Origin of the sequence: Variovorax sp. 3319 (assembly GCF_031456585.1) — a bacterium.
GTDB classification, from domain to species: Bacteria; Pseudomonadota; Gammaproteobacteria; order Burkholderiales; family Burkholderiaceae_C; genus Variovorax; species Variovorax paradoxus_P.
Map to the genome: position 1 here is coordinate 252,097 of NZ_JAVDUZ010000008.1, position 15,808 is coordinate 267,904.

The 15,808-nt window shown below is 63.7% G+C and carries 20 protein-coding genes; 10 read left to right on the forward strand and 10 right to left on the reverse strand.

Translation table 11 applies throughout. The features are described 5' to 3' along the window. The first annotated feature begins 2 nt into the window (after positions 1-2). Genes truB through J2X67_RS17810 form a run of 3 tightly spaced genes read left to right on the forward strand, consistent with a single transcriptional unit; the run spans position 3 to position 3,734 of the window. Positions 3-959 (forward strand): tRNA pseudouridine(55) synthase TruB, encoded by a 957-nt coding sequence (gene truB / locus J2X67_RS17800; protein WP_309954843.1) that lies wholly within the window; start codon positions 3-5, stop codon positions 957-959. After that, positions 956-2,791, forward strand: coding sequence for a translational GTPase TypA (gene typA, locus J2X67_RS17805; RefSeq protein WP_028258722.1), 1,836 nt, complete (start codon positions 956-958; stop codon positions 2,789-2,791). Before truB ends, typA begins: the two co-directional genes overlap by 4 nt. Positions 2,792-2,807: 16 nt before the next feature. Continuing rightward, complete coding sequence (locus J2X67_RS17810) at positions 2,808-3,734, forward strand: DMT family transporter (RefSeq protein ID WP_309954845.1); 927 nt, start codon at positions 2,808-2,810, stop codon at positions 3,732-3,734. Between the two features lie 71 nt (positions 3,735-3,805). Here the strand turns inward: J2X67_RS17810 and J2X67_RS17815 are convergent, their stop codons facing one another. The 5 genes from J2X67_RS17815 to smpB all read right to left on the reverse strand — a co-directional run bounded on the left by J2X67_RS17815 (position 3,806) and on the right by smpB (position 6,598). Next, complete coding sequence (locus tag J2X67_RS17815) at positions 3,806-4,201, reverse strand: ATP-binding protein (RefSeq protein WP_309954847.1); 396 nt, start codon at positions 4,199-4,201, stop codon at positions 3,806-3,808. A 74-nt stretch (positions 4,202-4,275) separates the two neighbouring features. After that, positions 4,276-5,094: an anti-sigma factor gene (locus J2X67_RS17820; RefSeq protein WP_309954849.1), complete on the reverse strand. Its 819-nt coding sequence runs from the start codon at positions 5,092-5,094 to the stop codon at positions 4,276-4,278. Positions 5,095-5,108: 14 nt separating this feature from the next. After that, entirely contained in the window at positions 5,109-5,624 is a 516-nt protein-coding gene (locus tag J2X67_RS17825; protein WP_309954851.1) for a sigma-70 family RNA polymerase sigma factor, read from the reverse strand. Between the two features lie 21 nt (positions 5,625-5,645). Next, positions 5,646-6,026, reverse strand: a complete 381-nt coding sequence (locus tag J2X67_RS17830; RefSeq protein ID WP_309954853.1) for a hypothetical protein — start codon at positions 6,024-6,026, stop codon at positions 5,646-5,648. A 95-nt stretch (positions 6,027-6,121) separates the two neighbouring features. Further along, positions 6,122-6,598 carry an SsrA-binding protein SmpB gene (smpB, locus tag J2X67_RS17835; RefSeq protein ID WP_157613979.1) on the reverse strand — a complete coding sequence of 159 codons (477 nt, stop codon included), beginning with the start codon at positions 6,596-6,598 and terminating at the stop codon, positions 6,122-6,124. Between the two features lie 62 nt (positions 6,599-6,660). Here smpB and J2X67_RS17840 point away from each other — a divergent pair, with 62 nt between their 5' ends. Next, positions 6,661-7,110, forward strand: coding sequence for a type II toxin-antitoxin system RatA family toxin (locus J2X67_RS17840; RefSeq protein ID WP_309954856.1), 450 nt, complete (start codon positions 6,661-6,663; stop codon positions 7,108-7,110). Further along, a complete protein-coding gene (locus J2X67_RS17845) occupies positions 7,107-7,442 on the forward strand; it encodes an RnfH family protein (protein WP_309954858.1) in 336 nt (111 codons plus the stop codon). Before J2X67_RS17840 ends, J2X67_RS17845 begins: the two co-directional genes overlap by 4 nt. A gap of 14 nt (positions 7,443-7,456) precedes the next feature. Here the strand turns inward: J2X67_RS17845 and J2X67_RS17850 are convergent, their stop codons facing one another. After that, positions 7,457-7,984, reverse strand: a complete 528-nt coding sequence (locus tag J2X67_RS17850; protein WP_309954860.1) for a DUF4124 domain-containing protein — start codon at positions 7,982-7,984, stop codon at positions 7,457-7,459. Positions 7,985-8,162: 178 nt separating this feature from the next. Between J2X67_RS17850 and guaB the strand changes: the two genes are divergently transcribed. From guaB to guaA, 4 genes are all read left to right on the forward strand, one after another. Beyond that, positions 8,163-9,632, forward strand: a complete 1,470-nt coding sequence (gene guaB, locus J2X67_RS17855; protein WP_281150937.1) for an IMP dehydrogenase — start codon at positions 8,163-8,165, stop codon at positions 9,630-9,632. Positions 9,633-9,709: 77 nt separating this feature from the next. Beyond that, positions 9,710-9,958, forward strand: a complete 249-nt coding sequence (locus J2X67_RS17860; protein WP_309954862.1) for a type II toxin-antitoxin system prevent-host-death family antitoxin — start codon at positions 9,710-9,712, stop codon at positions 9,956-9,958. An 11-nt stretch (positions 9,959-9,969) separates the two neighbouring features. Next, on the forward strand, positions 9,970-10,389 hold the full coding sequence (locus J2X67_RS17865) for a type II toxin-antitoxin system VapC family toxin (RefSeq protein WP_309955005.1): 420 nt from the start codon (positions 9,970-9,972) through the stop codon (positions 10,387-10,389). 11 nt (positions 10,390-10,400) lie between these two features. Then, the gene (guaA, locus tag J2X67_RS17870; protein WP_309954864.1) at positions 10,401-12,020 is read left to right on the forward strand and encodes a glutamine-hydrolyzing GMP synthase; all 1,620 of its coding nucleotides are present in this window, start codon (positions 10,401-10,403) and stop codon (positions 12,018-12,020) included. 402 nt (positions 12,021-12,422) lie between these two features. Here guaA and J2X67_RS17875 read toward each other — a convergent pair whose 3' ends face one another. The 3 genes from J2X67_RS17875 to J2X67_RS17885 are packed head-to-tail and all read right to left on the reverse strand — an operon-like array spanning position 12,423 to position 14,000. Further along, positions 12,423-13,046, reverse strand: a complete 624-nt coding sequence (locus tag J2X67_RS17875; RefSeq protein ID WP_309954868.1) for a DNA-3-methyladenine glycosylase I — start codon at positions 13,044-13,046, stop codon at positions 12,423-12,425. Between the two features lie 33 nt (positions 13,047-13,079). Further along, a complete protein-coding gene (locus tag J2X67_RS17880; RefSeq protein WP_309954869.1) occupies positions 13,080-13,367 on the reverse strand; it encodes a YciI family protein in 288 nt (95 codons plus the stop codon). 36 nt (positions 13,368-13,403) lie between these two features. After that, the gene (locus tag J2X67_RS17885; RefSeq protein WP_309955007.1) at positions 13,404-14,000 is read right to left on the reverse strand and encodes a TetR/AcrR family transcriptional regulator; all 597 of its coding nucleotides are present in this window, start codon (positions 13,998-14,000) and stop codon (positions 13,404-13,406) included. A 99-nt stretch (positions 14,001-14,099) separates the two neighbouring features. Between J2X67_RS17885 and J2X67_RS17890 the strand changes: the two genes are divergently transcribed. Further along, entirely contained in the window at positions 14,100-14,798 is a 699-nt protein-coding gene (locus tag J2X67_RS17890) for a 2'-5' RNA ligase family protein (protein WP_309954871.1), read from the forward strand. A 19-nt stretch (positions 14,799-14,817) separates the two neighbouring features. On the opposite strand, the gene J2X67_RS17895 is transcribed toward J2X67_RS17890, so the two are convergent. Beyond that, a complete protein-coding gene (locus J2X67_RS17895; protein ID WP_309954873.1) occupies positions 14,818-15,732 on the reverse strand; it encodes a LysR family transcriptional regulator in 915 nt (304 codons plus the stop codon). Positions 15,733-15,808: the final 76 nt, after the last annotated feature.

Sequence of the window (15,808 nt, forward strand, 5' to 3'; positions counted from 1 at the left end):
CCATGAACGCGCCACGCACAAGGGTGCAGCGGCGCCCTGTGCATGGGGTGTTGTTGCTCGACAAGCCGCTGGGACTCTCCAGCAACCAGGCCTTGCAAAAGGCCAAGTGGTTGCTGCGCGCCGAAAAAGCGGGCCATACGGGCACGCTCGATCCGCTTGCCACCGGGGTGCTGCCCTTGTGTTTCGGCGCGGCCACCAAGTTCAGCCAGTTGCACCTCGACGCAGACAAGACCTATGTGGCCACTGCACGCCTGGGCGTAAAAACCGCCACCGCAGATGCCGAGGGCGAGGTAATTGCAGAGCGTGCAGTAAACGTCACGCCTGAAGACCTCGCCCGTGTCGAGGCGCAGTTCACCGGCCCGATCCGCCAGGTTCCGCCAATGCACAGCGCGCTCAAGAAAGACGGCAAAGCGCTGTACGAATACGCGCGCGAAGGCATCGAAATAGAACGTGCGCCGCGCGACGTGGTGATTCACCAGCTGAACCTGACCCGAATGGACGAGACCGCCTTGCGAATCGTTGCCACCGTGAGCAAGGGCACCTACATTCGCACACTGGGCGAAGACATAGGCGAGGCCTTGGGTTGCGGCGCGCACCTGACCTCGCTGCGCCGCACAGCGACCGGCGGCTTCGGCGAGGCGCAATGCGTCACGCTCGAAGCGCTCGAGGCCATGGGCGAGGAAGAGCGCCTGGCACAACTCCTGCCTGCCGAATCGCTTGTGGACGGCCACAGCCGCGTCACGCTCGGCAACGAAGATGCGGCACGTTTTCTATCGGGCCTGCGCCGCCGCGGCAACTGGGCCGATGCCGGCGAAGTGGCGGTGTTCGGTATCGAACCGCCGGCCTTCCTGGGAACGGCCCACATCACGGCCAACGAATTGATTCCGGGGCGCTTGCTGAACCCCATCGAAATCCAGCAAATTCTTTTGAACGCACAACAGACCGAAGCGACACCATGAGTACCAAGCAAATCCGCAATATCGCCATCATTGCCCACGTGGACCATGGCAAGACCACGATGGTCGACCAGCTGCTGCGCCAGTCAGGCACCTTTGCCGAGCACGAGAAAGTGGTCGACACGGTGATGGACAACAACGCCATCGAAAAGGAACGTGGCATCACGATCCTGGCCAAGAACTGCGCCGTGACCTGGGAAGGCACGCACATCAACATCGTCGACACCCCGGGCCACGCGGACTTTGGCGGTGAAGTGGAACGCGCGCTCTCCATGGTGGACGGCGTGGTGCTGCTGATCGACGCGCAAGAAGGCCCGATGCCCCAGACCCGCTTCGTGACCAAGAAGGCGCTGGCCCTCGGCCTCAAGCCCATTCTGGTCGTGAACAAGGTCGACAAGCCGGGCGCAAACCCCGACAAGGTGGTCAACGCCGCCTTCGACCTGTTCGACAAACTCGGCGCAACCGATGAACAACTCGACTTCCCCGTGGTCTACGCCTCGGGCATCAACGGCTGGTCGTCGCTGGAAGAAGGCGCACCCGGTGAACAGTGGGGCCCTGACATGTCGGCCCTGTTCAACACCATCCTGAAGCACGTTCCATCGCAAAAGGGTGACCCGAACGCGCCGCTGCAGCTGCAGATTTCCGCGCTCGACTTCTCGACCTTCGTGGGTCGCATCGGCGTGGGCCGCATCAGCCAGGGCACGCTGCGGCCCATGACCGACGTGCTGGTCATGGAAGGTCCGGACGGCAAGACCGTCAAGGGCCGCGTCAACCAGGTGCTGACCTTCCAAGGCCTGGATCGCGTGCAATCGACTGAAGCCGGCCCCGGCGAAATCGTGCTGATCAACGGCATCACCGACATCGGCATCGGCGTCACCGTGACCGACAAGGACAAGCCCGCGCCGCTGCCCATGCTCAAGGTCGACGAGCCGACCCTGACCATGAACTTCTGCGTGAACACCAGCCCGCTGGCCGGACGCGAAGGCAAGTTCGTCACCAGCCGCCAGATCTGGGACCGCCTGCAGAAGGAACTGCAGCACAACGTTGCGCTGCGCGTGAACGAAACCGACGAAGAAGGTATTTTCGAAGTGATGGGCCGCGGTGAACTGCACCTGACCATCCTCTTGGAAAACATGCGCCGCGAAGGCTACGAAATGGCCGTGTCGAAGCCGCGCGTGGTGTTCCGCACCGTGAACGGCGAGAAGCACGAGCCCATCGAGTTGGTCACGGCCGACATCGAAGAGCAGCACCAGGGCGGCGTGATGCAGGCACTGGGCGAGCGCAAGGGCGAGCTGGTCAACATGGAACCGGACGGCCGCGGCCGTGTTCGCCTCGAGTACCGCATTCCGGCGCGCGGCCTGATCGGCTTCACGAATGAGTTCCTGAACCTGACGCGCGGCTCGGGCCTCATCAGCAACATCTTCGACAGCTACGAACCGCACAAGGGCGACATCGGCAGCCGCAAGAACGGCGTGCTGATCTCCATGGACGACGGTGAAATCTTCACCTACGCCCTGGGCAAGCTGGACGACCGCGGCCGCATGTTCGTGAAGGCCAACGATCCGGTGTACGAAGGCATGATCGTCGGCATCCACAGCCGCGACAACGATCTCGTGGTGAACGCCACGCGTACGAAGCAGCTGACCAACTTCCGCGTGAGCGGCAAGGAAGATGCGATCAAGATCACGCCCCCGATCGACCTCACGCTGGAATACGGCGTCGAGTTCATCGAGGACGACGAACTGGTCGAAATCACGCCCAAGAGCGTGCGCCTGCGCAAGCGTTTCCTGAAGGAAAGCGACCGCAAGCGCGCCAGCCGCGAAACCGCGAGCTGATCGCCGACATCTACCGATGCTGCGCCTGACGCACGGAGGGGCCGTGTGGATGATGGTCGCCGTGACCCTGATGTGGGCCACGGCGGGCGTCATCACGCGGCACCTTGCACAGGCGCACAGTTTCGAGATCACCTTCTGGCGCAGCTTCTTCACGCTGCTTGCGCTGCTGGTGATCTTGCCGCTTTGGCGGGGCAGGGCGGTGTTTTCGCAAATCCGGCGCGGCGGTCGCGCGCTCTGGATTTCAGGCGTTTGCTGGACGGTGATGTTCACCGCCTTCATGGTGGCACTTACGCTGGCCTCCACCGCGAGCGTGCTGGTCACGATGGCGCTCGGGCCATTGTTTACGGCGCTGGCCGCGCGAATCTTCATCGGCCACCGGCTACCGATTCGAACCTGGCTCGCAATTGTGGTGGCAGGGCTTGGCATTGCCTGGATGTACGGCACGCAGTTGGTGCAGGGCGGCGCGGCCGGCGGATCGTTGCTTGGAACGCTGGTGGCGCTTTGCGTGCCATTGGCCGGTGCCACCAACTGGACGGTGGTTCAGCATGCGCATGCCAAGGGGCATGACATCGACCTCGTTCCCGCGGTGCTGATCGGCGCGGCGCTCAGTGCGCTGTTCACGCTGCCGTTTGCGCTGCCTTTTCAGGCGAACACGCACGATCTCGGCCTGCTTGCCTTCCTGGGCGTGTTCCAGCTCGCGATTCCGTGCGTGCTTTCGGTGCTTTGCGCGAGTGTGCTGAAGGCGCCCGAAGTTGCCTTGTTGGCGTTGCTCGAGGTGATCTTCGGCATTGCGCTCGCGTGGCTGGGGGCCGGCGAAACGCCTGCGCCGAGCGTGCTGACCGGCGGCGCGCTGGTCATTGGTGCACTGGTGTTCAATGAACTGCTTGCGTTGCGCGGGCGCCGCACCACGGCTGCCGACAGCGCGCTCCCCAGCGCTCACTAAGCCAATCTGAAAAGACAAAAAAAGGCCCCGACTTTCGCCGGGGCCTTTTGCATTCAGCAGAGTGCCGAACCTTAAGGACGGGCAACCTTCCAGGCGCCGTTCAGGACGCCGTCGCCGGTCTTGTCGCCCGGCTTGCTGTCCTTCGTCCAGTAGTAGAGCGGAGAACCCTTGTAGGCCCATTGCTTCTTGCCGTCTTCGCGCACGATGATGGTGTAGCCGCCCATGGGCTTTGCGGTTTCGGCCACGGGGAGCGGCGGCCAGTTGGCGGCGCATTGGGCGTTGCAGGCGGAGGTGCCTGCGCCGGCCGTATCGCGGGCGAAGGTGTAGAGCGTCATGCCGTTCGGTCCGACGAGCACGCCATCGGCGGTGCGGGTGGGTGTGTCGGGTGCGCTGGCGGTCTTGTTGGACATGCCGCCGCAGCCGGCGAGCAATGCCGCCGCGAGGATCGAGGCGCTAAGCAATTTCATGCAGTTTCTCCTTCAGTTGAAAAATCGCGAAAACAAAGCCAGTTGGTTGCGCGACCGGGCAGTTTATGCCGGCCTCAAGACAAATCGCGGTAGGCGAGCGTCGCGAGTTTCAGCAAAACATCACGTGGCAGCTTGCCGGCTACGGCATAACCGAAGCCCTGGTCAACCCAGTAGAAGCTCGGCACCGGCCCTTCTGACGCAAAACGGAAGGCTGTTTCGCGCGAAGCGGCTGTGTTGGCGGGCGTCGGGCTGTCCAGAATGCCGATGTAGAGCGTGACACGCTCGCCGGATGCGTCCTCGAACATGAATTGGGCGCGCGCGCCGCTTTCCCCGGGCAGGAGGCGCCCGCCGACCAGCGTGTAGCCCATCGTCGTCAGGTCCGGTACCTTGAGGGGCCTGTCCAGGCGTTTGGACAACCATTGCACGAGATGCTGCTGCTCGGTGGCGGCCACCTCCACCGGGTGCCTCTTCTCGGGCGCATAGACGGCGTGCGCAATCGACGCGTCGTGCACGAACTCGCGCGTTGCAGGCGCATTGGCCATTTGCATCGAGGGCGTAGCGCCATGCACCGCCCACAGGGCATTGCCGAGCCAGCCGGCCGCAAACGCGAGCAGCACGCCGGCCGCCACGCCGCCCCATCGGGCCCAATCGCCTTGCCGGTGCAAGCCGCGATCGAGTGCGTCCGCCAGTGCGGCCGGAATGGGCTCGTCGAGGAGTTCGCCATGCAGGCGCCGCAAGGCTTCTCGCTGACGGCGCCAGGCAGCGATCCGTGCGGCAACGGCAGGGTCGCGCGCCACGGCTTCTTCGATCTCGGCCCGTCGCTCCTGCGCGAGTTGGCCGTCGACCAGCGCATGCAGTTCTTCGTCGGAGGGGGGCGGAGCGGGGCGGTTCATTGTTGGGGGCAGGTTCACTTCAGAAGGCGCAGGCCCGGGCGATTCGGCGCGGAGGCGCCGTCCATCAACTCGCGCAGCCGGGTGCGGGCTCGCGACAGGCGAGACATCACGGTGCCCGCCGGAACGCCGAGCACCTTGGCCACCTCTGCATAAGAAAAGTCTTCGAGCGTTACCAGCAACAGCACGATCCGCTGCTCCTCGGGCAATTGCATCAGGCAGCGCTGCAGGTCCAGGCCGGTGCCGAGGTCTCGGCCCGGATCGACGCCGCCGTGCAGCTCCTGCGCGGCCTCGTCCAGCGGCACCACGCTGTGCGGCGGCGGGGAGCGCCGCAGCTGACTTGCGAAGATGTTGTGCATGACCGAGAACAGCCATGCGCGCAGGTCGCTGCCCACCAGCCACAGGCGCCACTTGCTGCAGGCTCGCTCCAGGGTGTCCTGCACCAGGTCGTCCGCCGCCCAGGCATTGCCCGTGAGTGCGCGCGCATAGCGGCGCAAACTCGGGATCTGCTCGGCCAGCAGGCGGGCGTCCATTGGGAGCGAGGCGCGTGCGGTTCAGGGCTTGGCGGTTTTCCAGGCACCGCCCACACCGTCGCCGGTCTTGTCGCCTGGCTTCGTGTCCTTGGCCCAGTAGTAGAGCGGCCAGCCCTTGGCGGCCCATTGCTTCTTGCCGTCGTCGCGCGTAACGATGGTGAAGTCGCCCGCTGGCTTGTCGGCATCGGTGGCGATGAAGGGCGGCCAGTTGGTTGCGCAGCCCCCGTTGCATGCCGACTTGCCGCTGCCCGCGGTATCTTTGTCGAAGGTGTAGAGCGTCATGCCGTTCGGGCCGACCAACGCGCCGTCCGCAGCCTTGGGCTGGGCAAGAACGGGAAGCGCGAGCAGGCTGCCAAGCAGCGCGGCGGCAATGCCGGCGGAAGAAGCGCGAAAAAGCGACATGGAAAACTCCTGGGTTGTGGCGCACCGACTGTCCGGTGACACCGCATGAACGCCTGCAACCGGCGTTTTATTCCATGCCGCGCAAAAAAAAGAAATTAGCGGCTGCGGCTCTTCATGGCGCGCTCGACCTCGCGCTTGCCTTCGCGGTCCTTGATGGTGTCGCGCTTGTCATGCTCGGCCTTGCCCTTCGCGAGTGCAATTTCGCATTTGACCTTGCCGGCTTTCCAATGCAGGTTGAGCGGCACCAGCGTGTAGCCCTTTTGCTCGACCTTGCCGACCAGGCGCCGGATTTCTTCCTTGTGCAGCAGCAACTTCTTGGTGCGGACAGAGTCAGGGTTGACGTGGGTCGATGCGCTCTTGAGCGGGTTGATCTGCAGGCCGACAACGAACAACTCGCCGTCGCGGATCACCACGTAGCCATCGGTCAGCTGGACCTTGCCTTCGCGCAGGGACTTGACTTCCCAGCCTTCGAGGACGATGCCCGCCTCGAAGCGTTCTTCGAAGAAATAGTTGTACGCGGCCTTCTTGTTGTCGGCAATGCGGGAGGAGGTATCTTGTTTCTTGGTGGCCATGGCTCGGAAAGATGGGGACGCATGGCTTCAATACAATCCGTCGCGCACGCTGTCCCGATTCTATGAAAACCGTCAACAAGTCCGTCCTCATCTGGTACAGCGCCGAAGAGATGTATGCGCTCGTCACCGATGTGGAGAAATATCCGCAGTTTCTTCCCTGGTGCGACAAGGCCCGCGTCATCGAGCAGGACGAGGCCGGCATGACCGCAGAAGTCGGCCTGGCCTTTGCAGGCCTTCACCAGAGTTTCACCACCCGCAACAGCCACGTACCCGGGCGCGAAGTGCACCTGAAGCTGGTCGACGGCCCGTTCTCGAATCTCGACGGCATATGGAAGTTTGCACCCGTGGGCGAGCCCGGCGACCGGGCCTGCCGCGTCGAACTGCACATGAGCTATGGCTTCAGCAACTTCGCGCTGCAGGCTCTTGTGGGGCCGGTGTTCGACACCGTTGCCTCCAGCCTGGTAGAGGCCTTCGTGAAGCGCGCCGAGCAGGTCTACGGCAAGGAAGGATGATCGAAGTCACGCTGAGCTGTTCGCCCGCGCCGCGCGAGGTGTTCGAGCAGGTGCTGCGGCTGGCGGCCGGTGCCACGGTGGCCGATGCCGTCAAGGCGAGCGGTCTTGCGCTGCGATTTCCGCAACTCGATTGGCACCAATCGATGACGCCGGGAATATGGGGGAGGGAAGCCGACTGGAGCCAGCCGCTCAAGGATGGCGACCGCGTCGAGTTGTGCCGGCCCCTGGCGGTTGACCCGAAGGTGGCGCGCCGCGAGCGCTTTCAGCGGCAGGGTGCGCGAGGTACCGGCCTCTTTGCAAACCGGCGCAAGGGCGGCAAGGCCGGCTACTGATCCGGCTCAGAGCCTTATTTGCAGTCGCTTTCGATGATCGACTGAAGGCGCTTCTGCTCGGCCGCCCGCGCCGTGTCGTCCATGATCTCGCGCTCACCCTTGGCGTTGACCTTGGCCACGCGGATTCCGCTGTCGAACGTGGCCTTGCCTTGGCGCGCACGTTCGCAGTTCTCGGACTTGATCTTGGCGTTTTTCTCGGCCTCCGCAGCCTGCTTGGTTTTTTCTTCGGCCTGTGCCTTCTTGGTCTTTTCTTCGAGTTCCTTGTCGACCGCCGGAGGCTTGGGCGCTGCCGCGGCCTCGCGGGCCTTGGGTGCCGTTGCGTCGTCGGAGGCTGCGCCCTCGGCAGGAGCCGAACTGAAGCCCGTGCGGGCCGGCGGCGGCGAGCCTGCGCGGCGCAGGATGTTCTTTTCGGGAATATCGGGCGGCGGCGCCTGGTCGCTGAAGACCTTCTTGCCGCTCTTGTCGATCCATTGCCATTGCGCGCTGGCCGACAGCGGCAGCAGGCAAACACATCCCAGTACGAGCCAATGCGCGAATTTCATGCGGCGAGTTTAGCCGTCCTTACGTTTTGCAACATGGCCTGCCCACAGTTTCGGCGTCGTCGAGTTGGAAATTGGCGACGTTCGGCGCTTCGGAAGGCGGCGCCCATATCGGCCGAAGGCCCTCAGGGGGCGGGTAAGTACCGGGCATCGTTACAATCCGTCTTTTGGAGCTTCACCCATGCGCCTTCTCGGCAAAGCGCTCACCTTCGACGACGTGTTGTTGGTGCCAGCGTTCTCCCAGGTCCTGCCCAAGGACACCTCCCTCGCCACCCGTTTCTCCCGCAACATCGCGCTCAATCTGCCGCTGGTTTCCGCCGCGATGGATACCGTGACCGAGGCACGCCTCGCAATCGCAATTGCGCAAGAAGGCGGTATCGGCATCGTGCACAAGAACTTCACCGCGGCCGAGCAGGCTGCGCAGGTTGCCAAGGTGAAGCGATACGAATCCGGCGTGCTGCGCGACCCCGTGGTGATCACGCCCACGCACACGGTGCTGCAGGTCATGCAGCTGTCCGACGAGCTGGGTATTTCCGGCTTTCCGGTGCTCGACGGCGGCAAGGTGGTGGGCATCGTCACGGGACGCGACCTGCGCTTCGAGAGCCGCCTGGACGTGCCGGTGAGCGAGATCATGACGCCGCGCGAAAAGCTCATCACCGTGCCCGACGGCACCACGCTTGCCGAGGCCAAGGCACTGCTCAACAAGCACAAGCTCGAACGCCTCCTGGTCATCAACAGTTCCTGGGAGCTCAAGGGCCTGATCACCGTCAAGGACATCACCAAGCAGACCAGCTTTCCCAATGCAGCGCGCGACCCTAGCGGCCGCCTGCGCGTGGGTGCGGCGGTTGGCGTGGGTGCGGGCACCGAAGAACGCGTCGAGGCGCTGGTGAAGGCCGGCGTCGATGCCATCGTGGTCGACACTGCCCACGGCCACAGCGCCGGCGTGATCGAGCGCGTGCGCTGGGTCAAGAAGAACTACCCGCAGGTCGACGTGATCGGCGGCAACATTGCCACCGGCGACGCGGCCCGTGCGCTCGCCGACGCCGGCGCAGACGCGGTCAAGGTCGGCATTGGCCCGGGGTCGATCTGCACCACGCGCATCGTTGCCGGCGTGGGCGTGCCGCAGATCATGGCCGTGGACAACGTGGCCACCGCGCTGCAGGGCACCGGCATTCCGCTGATCGCCGACGGCGGCATTCGCTATTCGGGCGACATCGCCAAAGCCATTGCCGCGGGCGCAAGCACCGTCATGATGGGCGGCATGTTCGCAGGCACCGAAGAAGCACCCGGCGAGATCGTGCTGTTCCAGGGCCGCAGCTACAAGAGCTACCGCGGCATGGGCTCTATCGGCGCCATGCAGCAGGGCAGTGCCGACCGCTACTTCCAGGAATCCACCACCGGCAACCCCAACGCCGACAAGCTGGTGCCCGAAGGCATTGAAGGCCGCGTGCCGTACAAGGGCTCGATGGTCTCCATCGTCTACCAGATGTCCGGCGGCTTGCGCGCCAGCATGGGGTACTGCGGCTGCGCCACCATCGAAGAGATGAAGAACAAGGCCGAGTTCGTCGAGATCACCACGGCAGGCATTCGTGAAAGCCACGTGCACGACGTGCAGATCACGAAGGAAGCGCCGAACTACCGCGCCGAGTAAGCTCATTCTGGCCACACTTTGAGAATGAGGCCAGATCGAGATTAGAATTTGGGCCAGATTCAAACCTTCTGGCCCAAATGCAATCCATCGGCATCGCCGAAGCCAAGAACAACTTCTCAGCCCTGATCGACCTGGTCGAAAAGGGAGAAGAGGTTCGCATCACCCGCCACGGCAAAGAGGTGGTGCGCATGCTGCCGGTGCGGCGCAAGCCGGTCATCACCGACGAGCAGATCGAACGCGAACTCGGCCAGATCGACGCGCTGCACGCCAGCATCAAGCCCGGCCAATCGGTGCGCGCTTTGCTCGACGAAGGGCGCCAATCGTGACAGCCTTCGTCATGGACGCCTCCGTCACTGCCGCCTGGCTATTGCCCGACCAGGCCAGCGAACACACCCGCAAGCTCTACGCCGCCATTCGCCGCGACCAAGTCGAGCCGCAGGCGCCCAATGCCTGGCAGTGGGAATGCGCCAACATCCTTGCCAACGGCGTGCGCAGCGGCCGAATTCCTCCTTCTGCAGTCGAAGGGCTGTGGAGCGTGCTCGACGCCATTCGCCATCGTGTTGAACTGCACGAACTTGCGCCTGCCCAGCACAAGGCCGTGCTGGCCGTGGCCATCGACGCAGGCGTTTCGCTTTACGACGCAGGCTACCTGTGGCTCGCCAAGTCGCTCAATCTTCCGCTCGCCACTTTTGACGAGCAACTCATCCAGGCTGCGCCGCAAGCGGGCGTCAGGCTGTTCGACATTTCAACGCTCTGAGTCCTCTCGCCATGCAACACGACAAGATCCTCATTCTCGATTTCGGCTCGCAAGTCACCCAGCTCATCGCGCGCCGCGTGCGCGAAGCACACGTGCTCAGCGAAGTGCACCCTTGCGACGTAACTGACGAATGGGTGCGCGAGTACGCAGCGGACGGCCACCTGAAGGGCGTGATTCTTTCGGGCAGCCACGCAAGCGTGTATGAAGAAACCACCGACAAGGCGCCGCACGCCGTGTTCGACCTGGGCGTGCCGGTGCTCGGCATCTGCTACGGCATGCAGACCATGGCGCACCAGCTCGGTGGCAAGGTCGAGGGCGGCCACAAGCGCGAGTTCGGCTTTGCGTCCGTCCGTGCCCATGGCCATACCGCGCTGCTGAAAGACATTGCCGACTTCACCACGCCCGAAGGCTTCGGCATGCTCAACGTGTGGATGAGCCACGGCGACAAGGTCACCGAGTTGCCCCCGGGCTTCAAGCTCATGGCCAGCACCGAAAGCTGCCCCATTGCCGGCATGGCAGACGAGGCGCGCCGCTACTACGCGCTGCAGTTCCACCCCGAAGTGACGCACACGGTGCAAGGCAAGGCGATCATCGATCGCTTCGTGCTTGGCATTTGCGAGGCAAAGCCCGACTGGGTCATGCGCGACCACATCGCCGAAGCCGTGCAGAAGATCCGCGAGCAGGTGGGCGATGAAGAAGTCATCCTCGGCCTTTCGGGCGGCGTGGATTCGAGCGTGGCCGCCGCGCTCATTCACCGCGCTATCGGCGACCAGCTCACCTGCGTGTTCGTCGACCATGGCCTCTTGCGCCTGGACGAAGGCGACATGGTCATGGAGATGTTCGAAGGCAAGCTGCATGCAAAGGTCATTCGCGTCGATGCGAGCGACCTGTTCCTCGGCAAGCTCGCAGGCGTGAGCGACCCCGAAGCCAAGCGCAAGATCATCGGCGGCGAGTTCGTCACCGTGTTCAAGCAGGAGGCTGCCAAGCTCAAGGCGGGCGATGGTGGCCACAAGGGTGCCACTTTCCTCGCGCAAGGCACCATCTACCCGGACGTCATCGAATCGGGCGGCGCCAAGAGCAAGAAGGCCGTCACCATCAAGAGCCACCACAACGTGGGCGGCCTGCCCGAGCAGCTCGGCCTCAAGCTGCTCGAGCCTCTGCGCGACCTGTTCAAGGACGAAGTGCGCGAACTCGGAGTGGCGCTCGGCCTGCCGCCCGACATGGTGTACCGCCACCCGTTCCCCGGCCCGGGCCTGGGCGTGCGCATCCTGGGCGAAGTGAAGAAGGAATACGCCGACCTGCTGCGCCGCGCCGACGCGATCTTCATCGAGGAGCTGCGCAACTTCAAGGACGACGCTACCGGCAAGACCTGGTACGACCTCACGAGCCAGGCGTTTACCGTGTTCCTGCCCGTGAAGAGCGTGGGCGTGATGGGCGACGGCCGCACTTATGACTACGTGGTCGCACTGCGCGCCGTACAGACCAGCGACTTCATGACCGCCGACTGGGCCGAGCTGCCTTATGCACTGCTCAAGAAGGTGTCGGGCCGCATCATCAATGAAGTGCGCGGAATCAATCGCGTGACGTACGACGTGTCGAGCAAGCCGCCCGCAACGATCGAGTGGGAGTGAAGGTCACTTCGCAATAAAAAAGCCGCTGCTCCCAGCGGCTTTTTCAATTGCTAGTTTCGCCTCCAAGGGTTCCACCAGCGCCGGGAAGGCTGCCAAGGTGCGAGCGGGCGCGTATCCAGGTCGAAATTTGCGGTGGGTATATCGCCGCGAAGCTTGCGTACTTTCACTTCGAGCGCGTGGGCAATGCCGCGTGCATGCCGGTCACCGCGGAGCGCGCGCCGGCGCCACTCTGCCGCCTGGGCGGCAAGGGCATGCTGATCTGAATCGTCCAGTTCCACCATGCCGGCATTGTTTATTTTTGCCGATTGCCCGCTGTAGGCGGAGGGAGCACGCGCTTGTACGAAAAGATACAAACGACGGTGTTTTTGTGCGACCGCGTCCGGCGCCAGCGTAGCCCTTTGGTCAACCGGCCTTGCGAACTTGCGGCCTTTCGAACGCGCTGCGCCGGTGTTCCGCCTTCGCCCGGCTCACGCAGCCTTGCGCATGGTCGTTGATGAGGCCCATCGCCTGCATGAAGGCGTACACCGTGGTAGGCCCAACGAACTTCCAGCCAAGCTTCTTCAATGCCTTGGAAAGCGCAATGGAAGCCTCGGATGTCGACGCGCTCTGCGGTTCGGCAAGCGATGCGGCAGAGGGCTCATGGCTCCAGAAGAAAGCCGCCAGCGAGCCGTGGCTCGCGACGAGTTCTTGCGCGCGGGCGGCGTTGTGAATCACCGCCTCGATCTTTCCTCGATGCCGAACAATCCCCGCGTCTTGCAGCAGGCGCTCGACGTCTTGCGCCGTGAAGCGGGCAACCTTGTTGAAGTCGAAGCCGTGGAACGCCGCGCGAAAGTTTTCCCGCTTGGCAAGAATGGTGCGCCAGCTCAGGCCCGACTGGAAACCCTCCAGGCAAAGCTTCTCGAACAGGCGCTGGTCGTCTGCTACCGGAAAGCCCCACTCGGCGTCGTGGTAGGCAAGGAATTCGGGCGCGCTTGCGCACCAGCGGCAGCGCGGTTGGCCGTCTGGGCCGTTGATCAACTCAGTCATCGGATGGGTTTGGCTGTGGTGTACAGAGGATAGTCAGCCAAGCAGAAAGCCGAGCCGCTCGTCGGCGCGGGCCGGCGCAATTTCCATGATCTCGGCGCTTACGACGTTCTCGACAACAAACGGATCGGTGTCGACCCGCGCCTGCAGCTCGTTCATCGTTGTGCGGTGCGCAAGCACGGTACCACCCTGGTTGGGCTTGAGGCTGCCGGCGAGCATGAACACGCCGTCGTCAAAACCGCGCTGGAGCCACGCCTTGTGGCCTTCCATCCACTGGGCTGCATTGGCCTTGTTGCTTGAGAACTTGAGGAGCACGATGAACATGGTTTTTCTGTTTGCGGAGGGTGATGGATCTGGAGGTCAGCGGTTGCTGGTGGCCGTCTTGGGCGCGCAGGACTCGAGCCATTCGCACAGCTGCCGCACTTCCTGCTGCACGAAAGACTTGTCGCGAAAGGCGTTGGCCAGTACAGCCACGCCCTGGCTCCGGGCAAGCAGGTGCATGGCGAGCGCATCGGCGTCGGCCTTGCGGCCCAGCAGCGCGAACTGTTTTCGCAGCCAGACGCGGAACAGGGTGAAAAGGCGGTTGGCCTGCTTCAGCGAGGGATGCTCCAGCTTGGCGAGTTCGGTAGACAGCGTGCCCACCGGGCAGCCGTGCCGCATGATGAGAGATTGGTTGGCAACCAGGATGTGAATGAAGCTTCGGATGCTGCTCATCGGATCAGGGCCGCATGCTTCCCATTGCGCCAGCATGCCACGCGTCTGGCCAAGGCGCGCGGCAATCACCGCATCCAAAATTTCGTCCTTGGTCTTGAAGTGATGATAGAAATTGCCGCGCGAAATGTTCACCACCTTCGCAATGTCGGCGAACGAAGTGGCCTCGAAACCCCGCTTGTAGAACAGCTGGTCCGCGGCGTCCACGATCTGCTCGCGGGTGGTCTTGTCGGCCATGGCGGTCATCTGCAATCCGGAATCTCCTGCAATTAGGACGACTGTCCTAAACGGTGCGGAGAATAGGGTAGCCGCCCTGATTCGTCAAGAACGCAAATCGCCTGGCCGATGCGGGTGCTTTCGGTAAGCTATGGACCCAGCAACAGTCCGAATCTCCGGGGGAAGACGCTCTTATTCCTTGCCATGCCCGAACAGCTTCTTCTCCCAGGTATCGATCCTCCGCCGCCGCCCCTGCGCCGCGCTCGCGGCACAGCGCCCCGCAAGGAGCGCCTGCCGCGCTCACTCTTCCTGGCGATCTTTCCGCACGCGGAAGACGCCGCTTCGATTGCCGCGTTGGGCGTGCGCCTCAAGGACCGGTATGCCCTGAAGGGAAAGCTGACCGAGGCGCATCGCCTGCATGTCACGCTGCATCATCTCGGAAGCTATCCGGCGGCAGTGCCGCGCAAGCGGGTGCAGGCCGCCATCGATGCGGCAGCGAGCGTGGCGCCTCCGTCTTTCGATGTGGTGTTCGAGGAGGTCATGCGGTTCGACAAGAGCAAGGCGTTCGTTTTGTGCGGCGCTGAAAGCGGGACATCAGCGCTTGCGGCCTTCAGGCAGCGTCTTGGCGAAGCGCTGGCCGATGCGGGATTCAAGCCAGAACACGGTTTCACACCGCACATGACCCTGGCCTACACGCCCACAAAAGTCGAGCGGCACCCGATCGAGCCGGTCCGGTGGAGGGCCGATTCGTTCGCCCTCATCGAAAGCCACGTGGGCGAAAGCATCCATGAGGTGCTCGGTCAGTGGCCCGCGGTCCGGCCCGCCTGAAGCTCTTCACCGCCGCGCTCTAGTCGCTGTCCGAAAAATTGTCGAACAGCAATCCGCGCAGCCACTGGTTGCCCGGGTCGCGGTGCACCTTCGCATGCCAGAACAGGTTGATTGCAATCTGCGGCAGGGCCACGGGGTGAGGGCGCCACACCAGGCCGAATGGCTCGGCAATGCTTTGCGCCAGCCGCTCCGGCACGGTGGCAATCATCTCGCTCGAGCGAAGAATGTGGCCGATGGCGACGAAGTGCGGCACTCTGAGCCGAATGCGACGCTGTATGCCTTGCGCGGCCATCACGTCGTCCGCCTTGCCGTGGCCGGTGCCGGCGGCCTGCACAAGCACATGGTCGGCCGCGCTGAAGTCCTTGAGCGACACGCTGCGCTTGCGCGCCAACGGATGGGCGCTCGAGAACAGGCACACGTAGCGCTGCAAGAACAACCGGCGCTGGAACACCCCTGCCTTGAGCTGCGGCAGCAAACCGATCGCAATGTCGACGTGGCCGGACTCGAGCTCATCGCGCAGGCTGGCCGCCGTGTTGTTGCGCACGGTGCTGATCGTCACGCCGGGCGCCGCCGCGGACAGCGTTTCCATGAGCCGCGGCGTGAAGTAGATCTCGCCGATGTCGGTCATCGCGAGCGTGAAGCTGCGCGTGCTGGTGGCGGGGTCGAACACCACCTGCTGGTTCAGCGCCGAATGCAGCGCGCCCATTGCATAGGCCACCGGCTCGGCCAGCTGCAGCGCGAAAGGGGTGGGCTCCATGCCGCGTGCCGTGCGCAAGAAGAGCTCGTCGCCCAGCAGCTTGCGCAGCCGCGCCAGGGCGTTGCTGATGGCCGGCTGCGAAAGTCCGAGTGATTCGGCCACGGCCGAGACCCGCTTCTCGGCAAGCATGCGGTCGAACACCAGCAGCAGGTTGAGGTCGATGTCCTTGAGTTGCATGCAGACCTTTATTCATATCGGTGATGCAGCCGATTCACCAGATTCTATTGGTCAATTCTCGATTGCCGCGCATCAT

What these genes read in the sequence shown, in the direction of transcription:
- truB (WP_309954843.1), top strand. Translation starts at nt 3, where the DNA reads ATGAACGCGCCACGCACAAGGGTGCAGCGGCGCCCTGTGCATGGGGTG.
- typA (WP_028258722.1), top strand. Translation starts at nt 956, where the DNA reads ATGAGTACCAAGCAAATCCGCAATATCGCCATCATTGCCCACGTGGAC.
- J2X67_RS17810 (WP_309954845.1), top strand. Translation starts at nt 2,808, where the DNA reads ATGCTGCGCCTGACGCACGGAGGGGCCGTGTGGATGATGGTCGCCGTG.
- J2X67_RS17815 (WP_309954847.1), bottom strand. Translation starts at nt 4,201, where the DNA reads ATGAAATTGCTTAGCGCCTCGATCCTCGCGGCGGCATTGCTCGCCGGC.
- J2X67_RS17820 (WP_309954849.1), bottom strand. Translation starts at nt 5,094, where the DNA reads ATGAACCGCCCCGCTCCGCCCCCCTCCGACGAAGAACTGCATGCGCTG.
- J2X67_RS17825 (WP_309954851.1), bottom strand. Translation starts at nt 5,624, where the DNA reads ATGGACGCCCGCCTGCTGGCCGAGCAGATCCCGAGTTTGCGCCGCTAT.
- J2X67_RS17830 (WP_309954853.1), bottom strand. Translation starts at nt 6,026, where the DNA reads ATGTCGCTTTTTCGCGCTTCTTCCGCCGGCATTGCCGCCGCGCTGCTT.
- smpB (WP_157613979.1), bottom strand. Translation starts at nt 6,598, where the DNA reads ATGGCCACCAAGAAACAAGATACCTCCTCCCGCATTGCCGACAACAAG.
- J2X67_RS17840 (WP_309954856.1), top strand. Translation starts at nt 6,661, where the DNA reads ATGAAAACCGTCAACAAGTCCGTCCTCATCTGGTACAGCGCCGAAGAG.
- J2X67_RS17845 (WP_309954858.1), top strand. Translation starts at nt 7,107, where the DNA reads ATGATCGAAGTCACGCTGAGCTGTTCGCCCGCGCCGCGCGAGGTGTTC.
- J2X67_RS17850 (WP_309954860.1), bottom strand. Translation starts at nt 7,984, where the DNA reads ATGAAATTCGCGCATTGGCTCGTACTGGGATGTGTTTGCCTGCTGCCG.
- guaB (WP_281150937.1), top strand. Translation starts at nt 8,163, where the DNA reads ATGCGCCTTCTCGGCAAAGCGCTCACCTTCGACGACGTGTTGTTGGTG.
- J2X67_RS17860 (WP_309954862.1), top strand. Translation starts at nt 9,710, where the DNA reads ATGCAATCCATCGGCATCGCCGAAGCCAAGAACAACTTCTCAGCCCTG.
- J2X67_RS17865 (WP_309955005.1), top strand. Translation starts at nt 9,970, where the DNA reads ATGGACGCCTCCGTCACTGCCGCCTGGCTATTGCCCGACCAGGCCAGC.
- guaA (WP_309954864.1), top strand. Translation starts at nt 10,401, where the DNA reads ATGCAACACGACAAGATCCTCATTCTCGATTTCGGCTCGCAAGTCACC.
- J2X67_RS17875 (WP_309954868.1), bottom strand. Translation starts at nt 13,046, where the DNA reads ATGACTGAGTTGATCAACGGCCCAGACGGCCAACCGCGCTGCCGCTGG.
- J2X67_RS17880 (WP_309954869.1), bottom strand. Translation starts at nt 13,367, where the DNA reads ATGTTCATCGTGCTCCTCAAGTTCTCAAGCAACAAGGCCAATGCAGCC.
- J2X67_RS17885 (WP_309955007.1), bottom strand. Translation starts at nt 14,000, where the DNA reads ATGACCGCCATGGCCGACAAGACCACCCGCGAGCAGATCGTGGACGCC.
- J2X67_RS17890 (WP_309954871.1), top strand. Translation starts at nt 14,100, where the DNA reads ATGCGGGTGCTTTCGGTAAGCTATGGACCCAGCAACAGTCCGAATCTC.
- J2X67_RS17895 (WP_309954873.1), bottom strand. Translation starts at nt 15,732, where the DNA reads ATGCAACTCAAGGACATCGACCTCAACCTGCTGCTGGTGTTCGACCGC.